This window comes from Burkholderia sp. Bp9031 (assembly GCF_003857965.1).
Taxonomy (GTDB): domain Bacteria; phylum Pseudomonadota; class Gammaproteobacteria; order Burkholderiales; family Burkholderiaceae; genus Burkholderia; species Burkholderia ambifaria_A.
Map to the genome: position 1 here is coordinate 333,830 of NZ_QTPW01000002.1, position 20,246 is coordinate 354,075.

The following is a 20,246-nucleotide window of genomic DNA, read 5'->3' on the forward strand; positions in this document are numbered from 1 at the left end:
ACGATGACCACCGCGTTTTCCGGCGACCCCGCGTCGCAACCGACGAAGCAGCGCGTGTTCGCGTTTGCGCTGATGTGCGTCGGCTTCTTCATGGCGACGCTCGACATCCAGATCGTCGCATCGTCGCTGCGCGACATCGGCGGCGGCCTGTCCGCCAGCCAGGACGAGCTGTCGTGGGTGCAGACCGCCTACTTGATCGCCGAGATCATCGTGATCCCGATGTCTGGCTGGCTGTCGAAGGTGATGTCGACGCGCTGGCTGTTCGTCGCATCGGCCGTCGGCTTCACGATCACGAGCATGCTGTGCGGGCTCGCGTGGGACATCAACTCGATGATCCTGTTTCGCGGGCTGCAGGGCGCGCTCGGCGCCGCGATGATCCCGACCGTGTTCACCACCGCGTTCGTGCTGTTCCCGGGCAAGCAGCGGCTGATCGCGTCGACGACGATCGGCGCGCTCGCATCGCTCGCGCCAGCGATCGGGCCTGTGATCGGCGGCTGGATCACCGATCAATGGTCGTGGCACTGGCTGTTCTACCTGAACCTCGTGCCGGGCATCGTCGTGGCCGTGCTGGTGCCGCGCTACGTGCACATCGACACGCCGGACCCGAGCCTCGTCAAGCGCGGCGACTACCTCGGCATCGCGCTGATGTCGGGCTTCCTCGGCTGCCTCGAGTACGTGCTCGAGGAAGGCCCGCGCAAGAACTGGTTCGGCGACGACGCGATCGTCGTCTGCGCGTGGATCTCCGGTATCTGCGGCTTCCTGTTCATCGTGCATGCGCTGACCGCGGATGATCCGGTCGTCGACCTGCGCGCGCTCGCCGTGCGCAACTTCGGGATCGGCAGCCTGCTGTCGTTCGTGACGGGCATCGGGATCTTCGTGACGGTGTTCCTCACGCCGCTGTTCCTGTCGCAGGTGCGTGCATTCAGCTCGCTGCAGATCGGCATCGCATTGCTGTCGGTCGGTGCGTTCCAGCTGCTCGCGCTCTGCGCGTATGCGTTCGCCGCGCGCCACTTCAGCATGCGCGCACTGCTCGTGTTCGGGCTCGTCTGCTTCGGCCTCGGCTGCTACCTGTACACGCCGATCACGCACGACTGGGGCTGGCGCGAACTGCTGCTGCCGCAGGCGCTGCGCGGCATCGGCCAGCAGTTCAGCGTGCCGCCGATCGTGACGATGGCACTCGGTTCGCTGCCGCAGTCGCGGCTGAAATCGGCGAGCGGACTGTTCAACCTGATGCGCAACCTCGGCGGCGCGATCGGCATCGCGGTGAGCGCGACGATGCTCAACGACCGGCTGAACTTCCACTACCTGCGCCTGAACGAGCACGTGAGCGCCGGCGAGCCTCAGGTCGCGTCGCTGCTCGATCGCCAGGCCGCGTACTGGACCTCGGTGGCCGGCAACACGCTGGATACCGCGCAGGCCGGCCTCGCGAACCTGCACCGCCTGATCTATCGCGAAGCGCTGACGCTCACCTATGCGGATGCGTACTACGCGCTGTCGCTGTGCTTCGTGGTGGCGCTGATCGCCGTCGCGTTTTCCCGCCCCATCACCCTGAACGCGCCGCCGCCGGACGCGCACTGAAGCCGAGACACTCGTCATGAAAAAGCTACTCGCCGCGCTGGCCGTCAGCGCATTCGCCGCCGGCTGCGCGGTGCAGCCCGCGCAGCATCCCGCGCTGCACGATTCCGTTCAAGCGCTCGCACCCGCCGCATGGGACACCGACGTGCCGCGCGCGGACATCGACGCCGCCGCGTGGTGGGCACAGTTCCACGATCCCGTGCTCGACCGGCTGATCGCGACCGTGCTCGACGGCAACCTCGATCTGCTGGCCGCCGCCGAACGCGTGAAGCAGGCGCAGGCGCTGACCGTGCAGAAGCGGGCGGTGCTGCTGCCCGAACTCGACGCGACCGCGCATGCCGCCGACGCACGCCAGAACACGCCACCGCCGCTCGGCTACGTGCGGCAGGCCGGCGCCGGGCTCGCGTTGAGCTGGTCGCCGGACGTGTTCGGCGGGCAACGGCTCGACCTGCTGGCCGCGCAGGCCGGGCTGGTCGGGCAACAGCACGCGGAAGACGCGATGCGGCTCGCGCTCGCGGCCGATGCGGCCTCCGCGTACGTCGACCTGCGCTGGGCGCAGCAGGAACTGAAGATCCTTCAGGACAACGCGGCAATTCGTCGACGTGCGCTCGAACTCACGCGCAAGCGGCAGGCATTCGGGCTGTCGACGGAACTCGACGTCACGCGCGCGCAGAACCAGCTCGACGCGCTCGAAGCGCGGATTCCGCCGACGCAGGCGCAGATCGCGCATCAGCTCAACCTGATCGCCGTGTATTCGGGGCGCACGCCCGAGTCGATCGATCGGCTCGTGCTCGCGCAGGCTGGCGCGATTCCGGCACCGCCGGCCGGGTCGCCCGCCACGCTGCCTTCGCAGGCGCTGCTGCGGCGGCCCGATGTGCTCACCGCTTACGCGCAGGTCGAACGGCGCGCGGCGCAGGTGGGTGTCGCGAAGGCCGAGCGTTATCCGAAGTTCTCGCTGAACCTGACGGACGGGATTCTTGCCGCGTCGTACCTCGGCTTGCCGACGCTGACCGACAACCTGTTCAGCGCGGCGTTGAGCGCGACGAGCCCGATCTTCAATGCCGGGCGGATCACGGCCGACATCACGCAAAGCGAAAGCCGGATGCGCGAGTCGGAACTCGGGTTGCGGCAGACGATGCTGCAAGCACTGCGGGAAGTCGAGGATGCGCGTGCGAACCTCGTCAGCAGCGATGAAGCGACGCGACGGCTCGACAGCGCGCTCGCGGCATCGGACAAGGCGCTCGGGCTGGCAAACCAGCTCTACAAGGGCGGTGCGACAGATTTTCTCGACGTGCTGTCAGCGCAGGAGGTGTATCTGCGGGACTCGGATGCGCTCAACCAGGTCAAGCGCGAGCATGCGCTGGCGGCGGTCGCGTTGTATCGGTCGCTCGGGGGTGGGTGGAGCAGGAACGAGGCGTCGGATGAGACGGAGGCCGTGGCCGTCGCTGCCGCGAAGGACTGACTGCGGCCGCCATTCGACGCCGGCTCCATTGTCCGTGTGTACAGGGCGCCCGCGTGCGGCGCGATCAGCCGGCGTCGGGCCAGCGGTATCCGATCACCTCGCTCACCGGGTACGCAAGTTCGCGCACCTCTTCCAGCTGATTGCCGCCGAACAGGTGCACATGGTCGTCGTCGTGACGCAGATAGAACCCGACGTGCCCCTTCCAGCTTGCGGGGTCGTCGCGCGTCAGGATCGCGATACAGCCGTACTCCGGACGCTCCAGCGGGCGTCCCCATTCGAGCCATGAGCGCGCGAGCGCCGACCCCGTGCCGCGGATGCCGGCATGCGTCATGCACCAGTTGACGAACGACGAGCACCACGAAATCTTGTCGTCGTAGCCGACGAGATTCGTGTGGTTGTTGTATTCGACGATGCGCGGATTGATGCTGCCGGGCGGGAAGCGGCGGATGCCCAGCTCGTCCAGCGCGACGGGCATCCACGGCGGATGGCCGGCTTGCGGGTTGCCCTCGGGGTTCGATCGGATCACGACGGCCTCGATGGAATGCAGGTGGAAGTCGCTCAATCTTCGCACGAATAAGGCCCGGCAGCATCGTTCCGGCATGCGATTTCCGGCTCGTGCGCCCGTATCATGTCGGCAGCGACCTCGACCCTCACGCCCGCCATGCGCATCACGCCCCTGCCGCCCCTTCAGTGCCTCGTCGCGTTCGAAGCCGCCGTGCGGCATGCGAGCTTCACGAAGGCCGCCGTCGAACTGCACCTGACGCAAAGTGCGATCAGCCGCCAGATCCAGCAGCTCGAGGAATTCCTCGGCCGCTCGCTGTTCGTCCGCGAACACCGCTCGCTGCGGCTGACGATCGCCGGCGAGCAATATGCGGCGCAGGTCCATCATCTGCTCACGCTATGCGCGGAAGCCACGCACGACGTGATGAAGCCGTACGGCGATCTCGAACTGACGATCGCCTGCTCGTCCGGCGTCGCACTGCTGTGGCTCACGCCGCGCCTGCCGGCGTTCCGCGCCGCATATCCGAACATCAAGCTGCGCGTGATCGTGCGCGACGGCCTGGCATCGATGTCGCCCGCGGAATTCGACGTCGGCGTCTACTACGTGCGCCAGCAAGCGCCGGCCGAATATACCGCGCGCCGCCTGTTCGACGAGGAAGTCTTCCCGGTCTGCGCGCCGGGTTACCTGGCCGGCCGCACGCTGTGCGCGGCCGACCTCGCGAACGAGACGCTGCTGCGCCTCGAGGACGGCCAGCGCCAGTGGATGTCGTGGTCCGAATGGTTCGACATGAATGACATCGATCGGCAGAAGGCGCAGCCCCAGGACATCACGATCAACTCGTATCCGCAGATCGTGCAGATGACCATCCTCGGCCAGGGCGTGTCGCTCGGCTGGCGCTACATGATCGACGCGTGCCTCGAGGCCGGCCTGCTCGTGCGCGTGACGGAGGCATCCGCGAGCCACGGCGGCGGCTACTACGTGATCTCGCCGAACGACCGCGCGCAGAACCAGGCGGCACGACTGTTCTCGCGCTGGCTGTTCGAGCAGGCGGACCGGCAGACCGCGCAGTGAATGCGATGCATGCGCTGTGCGCATGCGTGCATGCAAATCTTTCGTTTCATAAAAAAATCCGGCTGTCCTTAACATGGGCTTCACGCGGGGCACCCGTCCCGTCATCCGACAAAGGAAGAGACCATGCAAGGAACGCTTTCCCCGCGCGCCGCGCATTCCGTCGATGCGGCCGCGCAGCAGCGCCGCCGCGCCATCGTCGCGACCGTGATCGGCAACGGCCTCGAATGGTTCGACTTCACCGTGTACAGCTTCTTCGCGGTGATCATCGCGAAGCTGTTCTTCCCGACCGGCAACGAACTGACGTCGGTGCTGCTCACCGTCGCGACGTTCGGCGTCGGCTTCTTCATGCGGCCGGTAGGCGGCATCGTGCTCGGCGTCTATGCGGACAAGGTCGGTCGCAAGGCCGCGCTGTCGCTGACGATCCTGCTGATGGCGTTCGGCACCGCGCTGATCGGGCTCGCGCCGACCTACGAGCAGGCCGGCATCGCCGCGCCGCTGCTGATCGTCGTCGCGCGGCTGCTGCAAGGCTTCTCGGCCGGCGGCGAGATGGGTGGCGCCACCGCCTTCCTCACCGAATACGCGCCGCCGGAGAAGCGCGCGTACTACTCGAGCTGGATCCAGTCGAGCATCGGCTTCGCGGTACTGCTCGGCGCCGCGACCGGCACGTTCGTCACGACGTCCCTCGATGCGCAGGCACTGCACAGCTGGGGCTGGCGGCTGCCGTTCCTGCTCGGGATCGTCGTCGGGCCGGTCGGCTACTTCATCCGCAGCCATCTCGACGAAACGCCCGCGTTCAGCGCCGTCGAAGCGCAGGTGAAGGAAAGCTCGCCGCTGAAGGAAGTGCTGTCGACCTACCCGCGCGAGACGTTCGCCAGCTTCTCGATGGTGATTCTGTGGACGGTCTGCACGTACGTGCTGCTGTTCTACATGCCGACCTATTCGGTGCGCACGCTGCACCTGCCGCAGTCGACCGGCTTCGCGGCCGGCATGGCCGGTGGCCTGATGATCATGTGCTGCTCGCCGATCGTCGGCAAGCTCGCCGACGCGTGGGGCCGGCGCGTGTTCCTCTCAGGCTCGGCGCTCGCAATTCTGGTACTCGCGTGGCCGATGTTCGCGTGGATCAACCATGCGCCCGGCTTCGCTTCGCTGATCGTGTTCCAGGCCGTGTTCGGCGTGCTGATCGCCACCTATACGGGGCCGATTCTCGCGGCGTTTGCCGAACTGTTCCCGACCAAGGTGCTGTCGACCGGGTTGTCGGTCGCGTACAACTTCGCGGTCACGATCTTCGGCGGGTTCGCACCGTTCCTCATTACGTGGCTCATCGCCCGCACGGGCAGCAACATGGCGCCCGCGCTCTACGTGACCGTCGCGGCGGCGGTCAGCCTCGTCGGCACGCGCTTCGTGAAGGACGCGCGGCGCAATGCGTCAACGACTCGATAAGGATACCTCCCCAATGACCATCACCGTGCTTCACGGCGGCAACGTGCTCGACCTCGAACGGGGCGTGCTCCTCGACCATCACCACGTCGTGATCGACGGCGAGCGCATCGTCGAAGTCACCGATCGACCCGTGGATTTTCCGAATGCGCGCGTGATCGACGTGCGCGGCAAGACCGTGATGCCCGGGTTCATCGATTGCCACGTGCATGTGCTCGCCTCCAATGCGAACCTGGGCGCCAACGCGACGCAGCCGAACATTCTCGCGGCAATTCGGTCGCTGCCGATTCTCGATGCGATGCTGGCGCGCGGATTTACCAGCGTGCGGGACGCGGGCGGCGCGGACTGGAGCCTGATGCAGGCGGTCGAGACCGGGCTGGTTTCGGGGCCGCGCATCTTTCCGTCCGGCAAGGCGCTGTCGCAAACCGGCGGGCACGGCGACTTCCGGCCGCGCGGGGACGTGCTGGAGCCGTGTTCGTGCTGCTTTCGCACGGGGGCGATCGCGCGGGTCGTCGATGGCGTCGAGGGCGTGCGGCTCGCCGTGCGCGAAGAGATCCAGAAAGGCGCGACGCAGATCAAGATCATGGCGTCGGGCGGGGTGGCCTCGCCGACCGACCCGATCGCGAACACGCAGTATTCGGAAGACGAGATTCGCGCGATCGTCGATGAAGCCGACGCCGCCAATACTTACGTGATGGCACATGCGTACACGGGGCGAGCGATTGCGCGCGCGGTGCGGTGCGGCGTGCGGACGATCGAGCACGGCAATCTCGTCGACGAGGCGGCCGCAAAGCTCATGCACGAGCGCGGCGCGTTTGTCGTGCCCACGCTCGTCACGTACGACGCGCTTGCCCAACACGGTGCGCAGTTCGGGATGCCGGCGGATTCGGTGGCCAAGGTGGCTTCCGTGCAGCAGAAGGGGCGCGAGTCGCTCGAGATCTATGCGAACGCCGGCGTGAAGATGGGCTTCGGCTCCGACCTGCTCGGCGAAATGCACGCGTTTCAGTGCGGAGAGTTCCGTATCCGGGCCGACGTGCTGGGCAATCTCGCGGCGCTCAGGTCGGCGACGACGGTGGCGGCCGAGATCGTCAACATGCCGGGGCAATTGGGCGTGATCGCCGCGGGTGCGATCGCGGACGTCGTCGTGCTCGACGGGAACCCGCTCGACGATATCGGCGTCGTCGCGGGGAACGGCGAAAGCGTCGCGTACGTGTTGCAGCGAGGAAAAATCGTGAAGGCCCGGGCGGCGTTGCGTTGATCGCTTGCGGGGGCCGGCCGGCAACCGCCGACCGGCCCCCGCCCCCTTCCCGTCATTCCACCGTCACCGATTTCGCCAGGTTCCTCGGTTTGTCGATATCCGCACCGCGCAGGCATGCCGCGTGATAGGCGAGCAACTGCAGCGGCACGACGTGCAGGATCGGCGACAACAGCCCGTAGTAATCCGGCATCCGCAGCACCGACACACCTTCGCCGTTGTCGATCCGCGTATCGGCATCGGCGAACACGTAAAGCTGCCCGCCGCGCGCCCGCACTTCCTGCATGTTCGACTTGAGCTTCTCGAGCAGCGCGTCGTTCGGCGCGATCGTCGCGACCGGCATCGCATGCGTGACGAGCGCGAGCGGCCCGTGCTTCAGCTCGCCGGCCGGATACGCTTCCGCGTGGATATACGAGATCTCCTTCAGCTTCAGCGCACCTTCGAGCGCGATCGGGTAATGCAGCCCGCGCCCGAGAAACAGCGCATTCTCGTGCTGCGAGAACTCCGCGGCCCAGCCCTCGATCTGCGGCTCCAGCGCAAGCACGTCCTCGAGCGCGCTGGGCAGCCGCCGCAGCTGCGTCGTATAACGCGCGAGTTGCGCGTCGTCGACGTAGCCGCGCAGCCGGCCAAGCGTCACCGCGAGTATGAACAGCGCGACGAGCTGCGTCGTGAATGCCTTGGTCGACGCGACACCGATTTCCGGGCCGGCGCGCGTCAGGAACCGCAGGCCAGCCTGACGCATCATCGCGCTGGTCGGCACGTTGCAGATTGCGAGCGTGTCGATATGACCGAGCGCCTGCGCGTACTTGAGCGCGGCGAGCGTGTCGGCGGTCTCGCCGGATTGCGACACGCTGACCACTAGCGTATTCGGCAGCGCGAGCGCGTCGCTGTAACGGTATTCGCTCGCGATCTCGACCTGCGCGGGCAGGCGCGCGATCGTCTCGAGCCAGCGGCGGGCAGTCAGGCCGGAATAGTGGCTCGTGCCGCAGGCGAGGATCAGCACGTTGTCGATCTGCTCGAACGCCCGCGCCGCATCCGGTCCGAATGCAGCCGGATCGAACAGCCCCGCATCGGGGATGGTCGCGGCCACGGCCTGCGGTTGCTCGAAGATTTCCTTCTGCATGAAATGCCGGTACGGCCCGAGCTCGACCACACCTTGCGTCGATGCAACGGTCTGGATCGGGCGGTCGACCGGCGTGCCGCCGCGCGTGAGGACCCGCACGCCGCCCGGCGTCAGTTCGACGATGTCGCCTTCCTCGAGAAAGATGAAGCGGTCGGTGATGCCGGCCAGGGCGAGCGCGTCGGACGCAAGAAAGCACTCGTCGTCCTTCAGCCCGACCACCAGCGGCGAGCCGGCGCGCGCGCCGATCAGCCGCTGCGGCTCGTGCTTGCTGAACACCGCGATCGCGTACGCGCCGTGCAGTTGCGACGTCGCATCGCGCACGGCGGCGAGCAGGTCGCCGCGATACTTGCTGTGGATGAGGTGAGCGACGACCTCGGTGTCGGTCTGCCCGTCGAATTCGTAGTGTTCGTCAGACAGTTGCTTGCGCAACGTTTCGTGATTCTCGATGATGCCGTTGTGCACGAGCGCGATTTCGTCGCGCGAGAAGATCGGATGGGCGTTGCAGGTTGCGGGCGCGCCATGCGTCGCCCAGCGGGTATGCGCGATGCCGGTGCTGCCGGACAACCCGGCGCTGCGCACGTGCGCGTCGAGATCGGCGACGCGCGACACACTGCGTTCGCGGCGCGCCTGGCCGTCGACGACGGTCGCCACGCCGCATGAATCGTAGCCGCGATATTCGAGGCGACGCAAACCTTCAATCAGAATCGGAACGATGTTCCGTTGCGCGACTGCGCCGACGATGCCACACATGACACGTCTCCTTCCCTTTGTTGAATCATGAACCGTGCGCCGTTGCGTCAGCGCGATCCGGTCACCGTTGCCGACGCCGTCGTGAACCCGCATTTGGCGGGTGCGAGCGGATCGACCGTCCGGCTTTCAAATGCCAGGTAAAGCGCCTCCTCCATTACGTTCCAGTGCGTGCCGTGTCGATACGGGCCCGATCGTGCATACCAGCAGGCGACGGTGCTCCAGTCGTTCATCTTGAATGCGACCAGCGCGATCAGCCCCCATGGAAAATCGGAGCCGGCGAGCTGCATCCAGGTCTTGCCGTACTTCTGCATCCACTGCGCGTAGATCGTCTCGTTCGACTGGTCGGGCACCTGGATGCCGGACAGGATCGGGAAGATCTGCGCGACTTTCGCCGGATAGAAGCTCGCATCGCTGATCCGTTGCGTGCTGGCACGAAAACCCGATTGCGCGCCGCGCCAGAACACCTTGAGGATCGCCGCCGAGAGCCGGTCGGCGCGCTGGCTCCACGGAGCCGCGCGCGCGTATTCGGCGCGACGTACGTAATACGCGGCGAGCGCCTGGAACGCGCTATGTACCTCGACGTTGTCCATCAGCAGCGCGACATGCAGCGACGACGAAATCTGGTAGACGCCGGTCGCCTTGTCGAGCAGCGAATCCAGGCGCTCGCCTGCGCGTCTCAGGCTGAGTTCCCACGCTGCCGGCATTCCGTCGGGCGGCGCGAAGCGCGACAGCAGCTCGATCCAGGTCGCCATCATCGCGTCGTCCGCGTCGGCTTCCGCGCACGGGCTGATCATTCCGGCCTTTACGCAGTAGCGGTTGAAGCCGCCGTCCGGACGCTGGCGCGGCAACATCCATGCGACCCACGCGAGTGCCGCCTGACGGGCGTCCATCTGCGTGTCGGCGGCAGCCAGCAGGGCCTTCGCGGCGAAATAAGGATCGATGCCGACACCGTTCAGGCGCACGGTGATCGCGCCGTCCGTGCGTTGATACAGCCCGTTTAGCTGGAGTTCGGCGGCGCCCGCGTGCAGCACGGAGCAACACGCGGCGACGCAACAGGCAACGCGCCACGCGTGGCACCGCCTGACGGTAGCCGCCACGCACGCGCGTGCGGCCGGGAAAAGCGCGGGCCGTTTCATGATCGGGGGCTCCTGCGCGGCAGTCCTGCGCAATCATCGCCGGACGCGGCGTTGGCCGCGTCGCGCCCGGCGAACGTATCGACGGTGTGGCTCGGTTCACCTTGGTTCGGGTGAACCGGAGTCGGAATCGGAACGATGTCCTGTTGTGCGGCCGCGCCGACGATGCCACACATGACACGTCTCCCTCCCTTTTTCCATTCATGGACCGGCGCCGTCGTGTCGGCGCGATCCGGTCACCGCGATCTCCGCCATCGTGAACCCGCATTTGGCGACCCCGAGCGGATCGACATCGGCGTCATGACCAACACACTGCACAGCGTCGGCAACCGGCCGCGACATGCAATCAGGCACGGTCTGCGCACCAGCCAGACCGGCACGTTTCGCGTCGCCTTCCGGATTCGCCTGGATTGGTACTCCCGTCCTTCCGTCGTCGCTCAAACGCGTGGAGACACGCGTGTCCCTCCGGAAACAAGCAAGGGGTGAGCCATGGATCGCCCCGCCCCGTGGTGCAAGGGCCGGTGAGTACCCGATCGACACACTCCACACACGGATCGCGTTTTTTGATTCACCGGCGAATCAGCGTTCGCCCTCCAGCGGGGATCTTCTGCCTACAAAATACGAGGACCTCGCGCAACACACGCGCAACATCATTTCGGAAAGCCAATCGCTGCGGAAAGTCGCTGCATGGCCCCCGGTTCGGCACATACCTGTGCGCTTCGCGGCGCACGTCGACCAGCGGTCGTGCGGATATGGACGGTCCATTCCAGGCTTGCGTTACAGATGCGCAACGTTTCGCGCCGGCCGATCCGGACGCTGCGCGCGACGCGATGCATCAGGACAATCATTCGTGTCGAAGCAGTGCAGGAAAATCGACGACGTCCCACGCATTGTCCATACAAAATTCGCATGCCGAAACGATTCAAAGTGCCTGGAACGGCTCATGCAATTCGATCGATAGCCGGCGCGCGATGCAATTCTCCGTGCTTCGAATGACGTGACCGGATCGACGGCGCGAACGGTCAGATGTTTATCCGCGTCGCGGCAGAGCGCCGCTCTCGTGCTCGTAGCAATTGTGAAACGTTCCTCGGCAATCCGCATGTGCGAAGCGACCCGGGCCGGCACTCGGGCCCGCTCACAGGGCCGCTGGTTTGAATATTGCTCTACCGGTAGCAGGAACAAGTGCGGGTGCGTCGCGAGGCGGTGACGTATGCAACCCGACCGACGTGGCGATCGACACAACGAGGAACGCTCATGACGTGATTGACGAGATTCGAGGCTACGTCCGTAGTCCGACGATTGCGTGGCGGAGACCGCGCGGACAAAAACGGTGCGCCCGCCCCGCAACACCGCTGCATGTCGCGCGGCCGGCGCCGGCCGGCATGACCCGCATGCAGGGGCGGGACGTGTCGCCTGCAACCATGGTTGGCGCCAGGTGCCGGGCTTGCCGGCGCGAAGAAGCTCAACGAGGACAACGATGAAAAAGATCTTGCTTGTGTTTGGGACTCGGCCGGAAGCCATCAAGATGGCGCCGCTCGTCCGCGCGCTGAAGGCGCGCAGGGATGTCGACGCCCGGGTATGTGTCACCGCCCAGCATCGGGAAATGCTGGATCAGGTCCTCACGCTGTTCGACATCAAGCCCGACTACGATCTCAATCTGATGCGCCAGAGCCAGACGCTGACCGACGTGACAACCGGCATTCTTCAGGCGATCGGGATAGTCTTCGAAGATTTGCATCCGGATGTTGTCCTGGTGCACGGTGACACGACGACGACGCTGGCCGTCAGTCTCGCGGCGTTCTATCGCTATCTGCCGGTCGGGCACGTGGAAGCGGGCCTGCGCAGCGGCGACATCTGGTCGCCGTGGCCCGAGGAATTGAATCGCCGCGTGACCGACGCGGTGTCGTCATGGCATTTCGCGCCGACCGGCCAGGCGCGCGACAACCTGTTCAGCGAAGGCGTGCCGGTGGGCGCAGTCGTGATGACGGGCAACACCGTGATCGATGCGCTGCACGACGTCAAACGGATGCTCGATCACGATACCGCGCTCAACGACAAGGTCGCCGCGCACTTTCCGTTTCTCGATCCGTCGCGCCGCGTGGTGCTGATCACGGGCCATCGTCGCGAGAGCTTCGGCGAGCCGTTCCGCCACTTCTGCGAGGCGCTCTGCACGCTCGCGAACCGCTATCGCGATGTGCAGTTCGTCTATCCGCTGCACCTGAATCCGAACGTGCGCGAGCCGGCGCGCGCGCTGCTCGGCAGCGTGCCGAACATCTACCTGATCGAACCCCAGGAATATCTTTCGTTCGTATTCCTGATGTCGCGCGCGCACTTCATCATCACCGACTCGGGTGGCATCCAGGAAGAAGGGCCGGCGCTCGGCAAGCCGGTGCTCGTCACGCGCGAGACGACCGAGCGGCCCGAGGCGATCCAGGCCGGCACCGCGCGGCTCGTCGGCACGGACCCGGAGCGGATCGTCTGGGAGGCGTCGCGGCTGTTCGAGAGCGACAGCGCGTATGACGAAATGTCGCGCGCGAGCAATCCATATGGCGACGGCCATGCAAGCGAGCGGATCGTTCACGCACTGATGCACACGCCAGGCGCGAGCGCAAACATGACGAGCTTTTCGCTGGGCGCCGCGGAGATACCGTGCAATGCGCTCACGCTGGGATTGCAGGCGTTGCGTTCGCCTTGAAGACTATCGTCTGACGGCATCCCGACGGACGGCGACGCGCGATGTCGCCGTCCGTCATTCGTCCGACGCGAACCGCCATCCATCACCGTCGAATCGCGCCGTGCGATCGACGCCCGCCGCCATCCACTACCCGTCCGCTACCGGACCACGGCATCTGCCATCGATTGCGCCTGCGCGATCAGCCGCGGGTAGATCCGCTGGGACACCACCTGTTTGGCGAAACACGCCTGCCGCGCATCCTCGGGCACGCGCGGCGCGCCGCACGCCGCGATCGGGCGCAGTGTCACGCTTTTCCACAGGATATAAACCCGTTCGCCCTGCCGGACCGACACGGCCAGCGTATTCGGCCCGTCCGGCACGCCGTCCTGGCTTTCGCCCAGCAGCAACGCCTTCACGACGCCGTCGGCCGGCTGCCGCTTGACGGGCAACTCGGCGAAGCGAAACGCCGCGGCGTCATCGCTGAATACGTTCGTATAAAGCGTTTCGTTGTCGAACATCGCGGCGACGTCGTCGGTCGGTTTGATACCCGCATCCGCCGTACTCGCCCAGGCCTTCAGCAGCGGAACCGTCGTCACGACGAGGTTCATCTTCCCGTCGACCGACTTGAAGGCCAACCCGTCCGGCCCCGGCGGCATCCCGTCGACGGGGCCGACGCTCTGCACGGTGCCCTCCGCCTTCGCGACAAACCCTCTCGCCCGGACCGTGCCGATCAGCTTCGCGAGCCGGGCATTCACGTCGGCCGTGTACTGCTTGTCGAGGCCCGCCTGATCCTCCGTCCGCGCCGCCGCGACGGCTGCCGCGGCCTTCTTCCGATAGGCCAGATACGAATCCGCCGGCGATGCGATCACCTTTGCCCCGACCGCGGCGAGCACCGCCGCGACCACCACTGCCCCCACCCCGACCTTCAGTCTTGATATGCGCTTCATTTTTATGACGTTACCGAATCCCGCGCCGACAGCGAAAACGGCTGCCGTCACCCGCGGCAGCCGTCCCTCAGAAACGCGTCATTTTAACGTCGCGCGCGCTTCATTCGTCTACCTTGAACGCCGATACCAATAGCGTCAGTTCCGCCGCCTGCTGCTTGAGGCTTTCCGCGGCCGCCGCGCTTTCCTCGACCAGCGCCGCATTCTGCTGCGTCATCTGGTCCAGCGACTGCACCGCGTCGCCGATCTGGTCGATGCCCGCGCTCTGCTCCAGGCTCGCCTCGGCGATCTCGCTCATCATCGCGCTGACGCCCTGCACCTGCGACACGACATCGCGCATCACCTTCCCGGCCTCGCTGACGAGTCGCGACCCGGTGTTCACCGTGCCCGCGCTGTGCTCGATCAGCGCCTTGATCTCCTTCGCCGCCTGCGCGCTGCGCTGCGCGAGGTTCCGTACCTCCGACGCGACGACCGCAAACCCGCGCCCCTGCTCGCCGGCCCGTGCCGCTTCGACCGCGGCATTCAGCGCGAGGATGTTGGTCTGGAACGAGATGCTGTCGATCATCACGATGATCTCGGAGATCCGTTGCGACGCGTCGCTGATCTGCTCCATCGTGGTCACGACTTCGCCGACGACCTGCCCGCCGCGCGTCGCGGTATCGGATGCGCCGGTGATCAGCTTCGCGGCCGTCGTCGCGGTTTCGGTGTTGTTGCGCACGACCGCCGTGATTTCCTCCATCGACGAAGCCGTCCGCTCGAGGTTGCTCGACTGCCCTTCGGTGCGCTCGCTGAGATCCGCATTGCCCGACGCGATCTGCGCGGACCCGGTCGCGATCGACGCGGACGCCGCGCGGATCCGGTGCACGAGCGTCGACAACGACGACACGAAGCGATTGAACGCGTCCGACAATTGACCGATCTCGTCCTGGCCCTCGACCGTCATCCGGCGCGTCAGGTCGCCCTGGCCGCTCGCGATCTCCGACAAGAGCGTCGCCGCGCGGCGGATCGGCGCGGCAATCGCGCGCCCGACCAGCCAGATCACGACCAGCGCGACGCCGAGGCCCGCCACCGCGGCGACCAGCGCCGCGCTGCGAATCGCGCGCGTCACGGGGCCGAGCAGTTCGGCCTGCGGCACTTCGACGACCACGTACGCATTCAGCTCCGGAATGAACGACGTCGCGATGAAGCGCGCACCGCCGTCGCCGTTGTAGCTCAGGTACGCATACGGCTTGCCGGCGAGCAGCGTCGACGATGCGTCGTCCGGCAGGCCCGGCTCGTCCTTCAGGAAATGCTTGCCGTCGATCAGCGACGTATCGCGATGCATCATGATCGCGCCGTCCGGCCGCACGAGATACGCGAACCCGGTCTCGCCGATCCGGTACGCGGCGATCCCCTTCGCGAGCGCATCGACGGACAGGCTCATGCCGGCCGCGCCGATCGGCGTGCCGTCGAGCTCCACGCGGCTGTTGATGAACATCATGTAGCCGCCGAGCGTGACCTCGCGATCCATGTTCACGTCGTAGGTCTTGCCCGACGCGAGGAAGTTCGTCAGCCACTGATCCTTGTCGCCGACTTTTCGCTGCAGGCCGGCTTCGTTGTAGTAGTTGCCGCTCTTCACCGACACCCACTGCACGGACGCAGCCTTCTGCTCGTCCTTCACGCTCTTCGCTAGCTGGACCCAATTGCGCGTGCCGGCGTCGGGCTCGCCGTCGGCTTCCCATTGCAGCAGGAACGCATCGCGCGCGAGGAGGCGGGAGGCTGCGATCGGCCCGGCCATCTGCCGCTGCACGTCGGCGCGGATGCCGTTCACGGCGGTCGGCAGCTCGTCGCGGACGACGCGATCGCGCACGGCGTCGCCGATCAGACGAATGCTCAACCCGCTCGAAATCGCGACGAACACGAGCAGGCAACTCGTCATGCTGAAAATCAGCTTGTTCTGAATGGACAGCTTGCGCCAGAAATGCATGGGAAACCCCCGATAACCGCTCGACCCGAGCCAGTTCGGGTTATCGGCAGGCGCGCGCGGAATCGCATCGCCGAGTTCACATGCCAGTCATACCGGATCCAATATATCGACGACGAACCCGGCTTGCTCGCCTGCGAACGAACGCACGCTCAATACGCGACGAAGATCGTCACCCGCCGGTTGCGCGCCCGCGCGGCCACATCGTCGCCCGCGACGAGCGGCTGCGTATCGGCCCGCCCGATCGCCGCGAGCCGGTGCGGCGCGACGCCGCGATCGGCCAGATAGCGCACGACGCTGCCCGCCCGCGCCGACGACAGCTCCCAGTTCGATTCGTATTTCGCGCTCGCGATCGGCACGCTGTCGGTATGCCCTTCGACGAGAATGTCCCCGGTCGCATGCTCGCTCAGCGCCCGCCCGATCTGGCTCAGCACCGGCGTCGCGTCGGGCAGCAGGCGCGCATCGCCGACGTTGAACAGGATCTTCGCGTCGATGCCGATCTCGATGCCGTGCGGCGCCCGCACCAGCGAGATGCGGCCGTTCGTCTTCAGCGCATCGAGCGATGCCAGCCATGCCGGCGCGCCCGCGGGCGTCGCGGAATCGGTCGCGCTCGCCGCGCCGCCGTCGTGCCGCGCGAGCGTCTGGTAGCGGGCATCGAGCGCGTTGTATTTCGCGAGCTGCAGCACGTACAGCGCGAGAAACAGCACCATCAGCGTCGTGATGAGATCCGCATAGGAAATCAGCCAGCGCCCGGACTGCGTGCCTTCGGCTTCATCGTCGTCGCGCCCGGCTGCGGCCGAGCCCGCCCGCGCGCCGTCAGTTCGAGCCGTCATGTCGACACTCCCGGTGCGTCATGCGAGCGACTCCGCCGCGCGGCCGCGCACGTCGCCGGTCAGCCGCGTTTCGATCGTATGCGGCGATTCCTTGCGCGAGATCGCGAGCAGGCCGTCGAGATACAGCTTACGAAAGCGCAGTTCGCTGTCGATCTGCGCGCGCAGCTTGCCATAGAGCGGCAGAAACACGAGATTCGCGAACGCGAGGCCGTAGAGCGTCGCAATGAACGCGACCGCGATGCCTGGCCCGAGTTGCGCCGGTTCGAGAATATGGCTCGTCACCTGGACCAGCCCGAGCACCGAGCCGAGAATGCCGAACGTCGGCGCATAGCCGCCGGCCTGCTGCCACACGCGCGCGGCCGCGAGCCGGCTGCGCTCGTATGCGTCGAGCTCGCGCTGCAGCGCGTCCTCGAGCACGGCGGTCGACACGCCGTTGGCGAGCAGTTCCAGCCCGCGCCGCGCGAACGGATGAATGCCGCTCACGTCCATCGATTCGAACGCGAGCAACCCGTCGAGCTTCGCGCGATCGCCCCACTCGAGCAGGTCGGTCAGGTGCTTGCGGTCGACTTCCTGCGCCCGCACGAACGCGAGCCGCAACTGCTTCACCGCATCGAAGAACCGCGCCCACGTGTTCTGGATCATCACCGCGCCGAGCGTACCGCCGAGCACGATGACGAGCGCCTCGAACTGGAACAGCATCGGGAAATGTCCGCCTTCCAGTGCGAAGCCGAACACGATGGCCGCGCCGCCGAGCACCACGCCGGCCAGGGTCAACAGGTCCATATGCGTCTCCGTCGGGTCGCGCGTTAAGCGTCGGATGAAGTCAACGGCGCGGATGCCGCCGGCGCCTTGGCAACGCGAATGGCATCGAGCACGCGCCGCCCGATCTCCTCGATCTCGATCGGATCGAGCTTCAGCTCGCGGCGCATCACCCACGACACCTCGTTGCGCCGCGCTTCCGTCATCACGGAAAACAGCTTGTCGGCCACCGCGCGATCGTCGAGGCTCCCGATCAGCTTCGCGAGATCGTACGTATCGAATGCGCTGATCACGTCGAACAGCGTGCGCTGGTCGATCCACACGATGTCCTCGAGCGCATGCACAGCACCGCCGTCGCGCGGGTTGCGCCGCGAGAAATACGCGACGCCTTTCTGCTCGACGTAGCCCAGCACCTTCGACTTGCGGAACGCGAACACCTCGTCGGCGATCTCGCCGTGCGACAGCTTGTTGAGCAGCAGCGTCCGGTCGACGCCGATCAGCGCCTCGAGATCGGCCAGCTCGATCAGCTCCAGCTCGCTGTTGATCGACAGGTCGAGATCGTGATCGGCGACCTGCTGCGCGCGATCGATCACGCGCGCGGCGTCGAAGGTGACGACCTGGCGCGCATCCGACGAAACCGCGTAATCGGCCGTGCCGCCGGCATGGTCGGCCGGTGCGGCTTCGATCGTGACGAGATTGAGCTTCTCCATGCGGCGCAGCATCGCGAGCACGTGCGGGCGCGAATGGCCGGCGATCGCGCGGCAGCGGCGAATCACGTCCGCGAGCGGCACCGACACCTCCGCCGCGTGTGCCTGCATTGGCCGGCGCGACCACGCGTCGTCCGCGCCGCGCGTGTCGGCGCCCGCCATCAGCGACAGCACATGCGCATACGACAGCACGCCCGGCATGAAATCCGCGTGCGTATAGGTCGCGAGCTGGTCGTCCTTGCGCTTTACGCGCCGGATCATCGTGCGCACGATATGCCGAAGCAGAGCGGACACATGCTCGATTTCCTCGTCGAGCAGCGTGGCCGGCACGACCGTGAGCTGACAAAACGACAGCGCCTTCGCCGTATGCGCGCGCGGCTCGGACGCGAGCAGCGCCGACTCGCCGAAAAACTCGCCGCGCCCGAGCGTCGCGACGACGACGCGCTTGTCTTCGCAGCGCGTCGACAGCTCGACCTTGCCGTCGGCGATCAGAAAGATGACGGGCTCGCCGGCGAAGCCCTCCGAGTAGATGATCTCGCCGGGCGCGGCCGTGCGCGTCCACGATTGCTGACGATTCAAGTTGGTTCCCCTGCTGCGCTGGTTGTTGCGGACTGCGCGTCGCATGTCGCATGCATGCGATCGACAGTCATCCCCGTACCCGTATAACGTCATCGGCACCGGCATCCTTTAGGGAATTCACACTCGCTTTCAGCGAAAATCAAAGTGAAACGTTTGCGGCCGAACGCGCATCGCCTGAGGATTCCATGCGTTGCATCCGCAACCGCGCGCCACCCGACCGGCAGCACGACGATGCGCGGGAAGCAAAACAGCGCGGCGACAGGGTTTTCCCTGCTCGTTCGGTCGGCCTGCCAGCCTGACCGATGTCACCGGCATTTGTTTCGGGATGCTGTCTTTATCTTGCCGCCACCTGCCGGCGCAACTTCCCCCAGCGCGTTATCCGGCCCCTTTACTTTCAATATCATCCGATAATTACCTTTTATTTTCGTCTAAAATCGCGCTTCTTCTTACCTTAGGATGGAATGAAGTTTTGATTAAACTGACGAAATCTATCTCACGAACGGCAATTGCCGCATGCGTTGCCTATGCCGGGCTCATGCCCCTGTCCCAATCCGCCAGCGCCCAGGTCGAACCGCTGAAGAATCCGGTCTACGGCGTCACGCTCGACGACCTGACGAAGCTGGATGCGATCATCGCGTCGCTGCAGAACCTGCCTTACCGACCGACCGTGCGTGTCGTGTTCGATCCGGACACGTCCGCCGCCGACTACTACGCGCCGCTGCTGCGCCTGCACGCCGTCGCGTACGTGATGGGCGAGGTCTACGATTCTTACTATTTCCCGACGAATCTCACGACCTACAAGGCGCGAACGCAGGAACTCGTGTCGCAGCTGAAGAACACGGTCGACGTGTGGGAAATCGCCAACGAAATCAACGGCGAATGGTTGCGTCCCAATCCGAACGGCACGAACACCGTGGTCAACTCGCAAGAGCAGCAGATCGGCCAGATGGTCGCCGCGGCCAACACGATCGTCAAATCGAACGGCGGCAAGACCGCGATCACGCTGTACTACAACGACGACAGCAAGGGCAACAACTGCTGGGAGAAGCCGCAGGATTACTGGAAGACCTGGCCGACGGCGTTCCTGCCGGCAACGGTGCGCCAGCAGGCCGACTACGCGTTGTTCAGCTACTACCCGTATCAGGATTGCCCGGGACTGAATCCGTCGTGGAATAGCGACTTCGCGGCGCTCGAAAGCATCTTCCCGAACGCGAAGGTCGGCTTCGGCGAAATCGGCACGTCGGAACTCTCCGCGCCGACGTCGGTACAGCAGAACCTGATCAAAACCTATTACCCGATGGTCAACAGCATGAACGATCCGCGTTTCATCGGCGGATTCTTCTGGTGGAACTACGCCGAACAGATGCTCCCGTATTCGACGAGCTCCTACTTCCAGTTGTTGCGTCAAACCATCATTCCGCTGAAGTCGCCCAACTGATCGGGCCCCATCCGCGAGTCGTTCCAGCGTCAGCGTAGTCA

At 65.9% G+C, this 20,246-nt stretch carries 15 protein-coding genes; 7 read left to right on the forward strand and 8 right to left on the reverse strand.

Going from position 1 to position 20,246, the window contains the following annotated elements:
• Positions 1-3 precede the first annotated feature (3 nt).
• Positions 4-1,578, forward strand: a complete 1,575-nt coding sequence (locus DIE15_RS04720; protein ID WP_057925745.1) for a DHA2 family efflux MFS transporter permease subunit — start codon at positions 4-6, stop codon at positions 1,576-1,578.
• Between the two features lie 16 nt (positions 1,579-1,594).
• Complete coding sequence (locus DIE15_RS04725; protein ID WP_124832505.1) at positions 1,595-3,037, forward strand: efflux transporter outer membrane subunit; 1,443 nt, start codon at positions 1,595-1,597, stop codon at positions 3,035-3,037.
• A gap of 64 nt (positions 3,038-3,101) precedes the next feature.
• On the opposite strand, the gene DIE15_RS04730 is transcribed toward DIE15_RS04725, so the two are convergent.
• Positions 3,102-3,512, reverse strand: coding sequence for a TIGR02594 family protein (locus tag DIE15_RS04730; RefSeq protein WP_057925965.1), 411 nt, complete (start codon positions 3,510-3,512; stop codon positions 3,102-3,104).
• Between the two features lie 186 nt (positions 3,513-3,698).
• Here DIE15_RS04730 and DIE15_RS04735 point away from each other — a divergent pair, with 186 nt between their 5' ends.
• The 3 genes from DIE15_RS04735 to DIE15_RS04745 all read left to right on the forward strand — a co-directional run bounded on the left by DIE15_RS04735 (position 3,699) and on the right by DIE15_RS04745 (position 7,305).
• Positions 3,699-4,610, forward strand: coding sequence for a LysR substrate-binding domain-containing protein (locus DIE15_RS04735; RefSeq protein WP_057925747.1), 912 nt, complete (start codon positions 3,699-3,701; stop codon positions 4,608-4,610).
• 123 nt (positions 4,611-4,733) lie between these two features.
• Positions 4,734-6,050 (forward strand): MFS transporter, encoded by a 1,317-nt coding sequence (locus DIE15_RS04740; RefSeq protein WP_124832506.1) that lies wholly within the window; start codon positions 4,734-4,736, stop codon positions 6,048-6,050.
• 13 nt (positions 6,051-6,063) lie between these two features.
• The gene (locus DIE15_RS04745; protein ID WP_124832507.1) at positions 6,064-7,305 is read left to right on the forward strand and encodes an amidohydrolase family protein; all 1,242 of its coding nucleotides are present in this window, start codon (positions 6,064-6,066) and stop codon (positions 7,303-7,305) included.
• 52 nt (positions 7,306-7,357) lie between these two features.
• Here DIE15_RS04745 and glmS read toward each other — a convergent pair whose 3' ends face one another.
• Together glmS and DIE15_RS04755 are read right to left on the reverse strand one after the other, a co-directional pair.
• Positions 7,358-9,175 (reverse strand): glutamine--fructose-6-phosphate transaminase (isomerizing), encoded by a 1,818-nt coding sequence (glmS, locus tag DIE15_RS04750; protein ID WP_124832508.1) that lies wholly within the window; start codon positions 9,173-9,175, stop codon positions 7,358-7,360.
• A gap of 47 nt (positions 9,176-9,222) precedes the next feature.
• Complete coding sequence (locus DIE15_RS04755; RefSeq protein ID WP_124832509.1) at positions 9,223-10,311, reverse strand: hypothetical protein; 1,089 nt, start codon at positions 10,309-10,311, stop codon at positions 9,223-9,225.
• Between the two features lie 1,474 nt (positions 10,312-11,785).
• Between DIE15_RS04755 and wecB the strand changes: the two genes are divergently transcribed.
• The gene (wecB, locus tag DIE15_RS04760) at positions 11,786-13,003 is read left to right on the forward strand and encodes a non-hydrolyzing UDP-N-acetylglucosamine 2-epimerase (RefSeq protein WP_057925752.1); all 1,218 of its coding nucleotides are present in this window, start codon (positions 11,786-11,788) and stop codon (positions 13,001-13,003) included.
• 137 nt (positions 13,004-13,140) lie between these two features.
• Here the strand turns inward: wecB and DIE15_RS04765 are convergent, their stop codons facing one another.
• The 5 genes from DIE15_RS04765 to DIE15_RS04785 form a co-directional block, all read right to left on the reverse strand.
• Positions 13,141-13,929 carry a hypothetical protein gene (locus tag DIE15_RS04765; RefSeq protein WP_124832510.1) on the reverse strand — a complete coding sequence of 263 codons (789 nt, stop codon included), beginning with the start codon at positions 13,927-13,929 and terminating at the stop codon, positions 13,141-13,143.
• 100 nt (positions 13,930-14,029) lie between these two features.
• A complete protein-coding gene (locus DIE15_RS04770; RefSeq protein WP_124832511.1) occupies positions 14,030-15,892 on the reverse strand; it encodes a methyl-accepting chemotaxis protein in 1,863 nt (620 codons plus the stop codon).
• Between the two features lie 149 nt (positions 15,893-16,041).
• On the reverse strand, positions 16,042-16,722 hold the full coding sequence (locus tag DIE15_RS04775) for an OmpA family protein (RefSeq protein WP_124832512.1): 681 nt from the start codon (positions 16,720-16,722) through the stop codon (positions 16,042-16,044).
• 18 nt (positions 16,723-16,740) lie between these two features.
• Positions 16,741-17,505, reverse strand: coding sequence for a flagellar motor protein (locus tag DIE15_RS04780; protein ID WP_057925756.1), 765 nt, complete (start codon positions 17,503-17,505; stop codon positions 16,741-16,743).
• A 23-nt stretch (positions 17,506-17,528) separates the two neighbouring features.
• A complete protein-coding gene (locus tag DIE15_RS04785; RefSeq protein WP_124832513.1) occupies positions 17,529-18,767 on the reverse strand; it encodes a Crp/Fnr family transcriptional regulator in 1,239 nt (412 codons plus the stop codon).
• 535 nt (positions 18,768-19,302) lie between these two features.
• On the opposite strand from DIE15_RS04785, the gene DIE15_RS04790 reads away from it, so the two are divergent.
• A complete protein-coding gene (locus tag DIE15_RS04790) occupies positions 19,303-20,205 on the forward strand; it encodes a hypothetical protein (protein WP_057925757.1) in 903 nt (300 codons plus the stop codon).
• Positions 20,206-20,246: the final 41 nt, after the last annotated feature.

Excerpts from the sequence above, each read along its gene's own strand:
- DIE15_RS04740 (WP_124832506.1), top strand. The coding sequence starts at position 4,734 with ATGCAAGGAACGCTTTCCCCGCGCGCCGCGCATTCCGTCGATGCGGCC.
- DIE15_RS04735 (WP_057925747.1), top strand. The coding sequence starts at position 3,699 with ATGCGCATCACGCCCCTGCCGCCCCTTCAGTGCCTCGTCGCGTTCGAA.
- DIE15_RS04745 (WP_124832507.1), top strand. The coding sequence starts at position 6,064 with ATGACCATCACCGTGCTTCACGGCGGCAACGTGCTCGACCTCGAACGG.
- DIE15_RS04775 (WP_124832512.1), bottom strand. The coding sequence starts at position 16,722 with ATGACGGCTCGAACTGACGGCGCGCGGGCGGGCTCGGCCGCAGCCGGG.
- DIE15_RS04765 (WP_124832510.1), bottom strand. The coding sequence starts at position 13,929 with ATGAAGCGCATATCAAGACTGAAGGTCGGGGTGGGGGCAGTGGTGGTC.
- wecB (WP_057925752.1), top strand. The coding sequence starts at position 11,786 with ATGAAAAAGATCTTGCTTGTGTTTGGGACTCGGCCGGAAGCCATCAAG.
- DIE15_RS04755 (WP_124832509.1), bottom strand. The coding sequence starts at position 10,311 with ATGAAACGGCCCGCGCTTTTCCCGGCCGCACGCGCGTGCGTGGCGGCT.
- DIE15_RS04790 (WP_057925757.1), top strand. The coding sequence starts at position 19,303 with ATGCCCCTGTCCCAATCCGCCAGCGCCCAGGTCGAACCGCTGAAGAAT.
- DIE15_RS04720 (WP_057925745.1), top strand. The coding sequence starts at position 4 with ATGACCACCGCGTTTTCCGGCGACCCCGCGTCGCAACCGACGAAGCAG.
- glmS (WP_124832508.1), bottom strand. The coding sequence starts at position 9,175 with ATGTGTGGCATCGTCGGCGCAGTCGCGCAACGGAACATCGTTCCGATT.
- DIE15_RS04780 (WP_057925756.1), bottom strand. The coding sequence starts at position 17,505 with ATGGACCTGTTGACCCTGGCCGGCGTGGTGCTCGGCGGCGCGGCCATC.
- DIE15_RS04725 (WP_124832505.1), top strand. The coding sequence starts at position 1,595 with ATGAAAAAGCTACTCGCCGCGCTGGCCGTCAGCGCATTCGCCGCCGGC.
- DIE15_RS04730 (WP_057925965.1), bottom strand. The coding sequence starts at position 3,512 with ATGCCCGTCGCGCTGGACGAGCTGGGCATCCGCCGCTTCCCGCCCGGC.
- DIE15_RS04770 (WP_124832511.1), bottom strand. The coding sequence starts at position 15,892 with ATGCATTTCTGGCGCAAGCTGTCCATTCAGAACAAGCTGATTTTCAGC.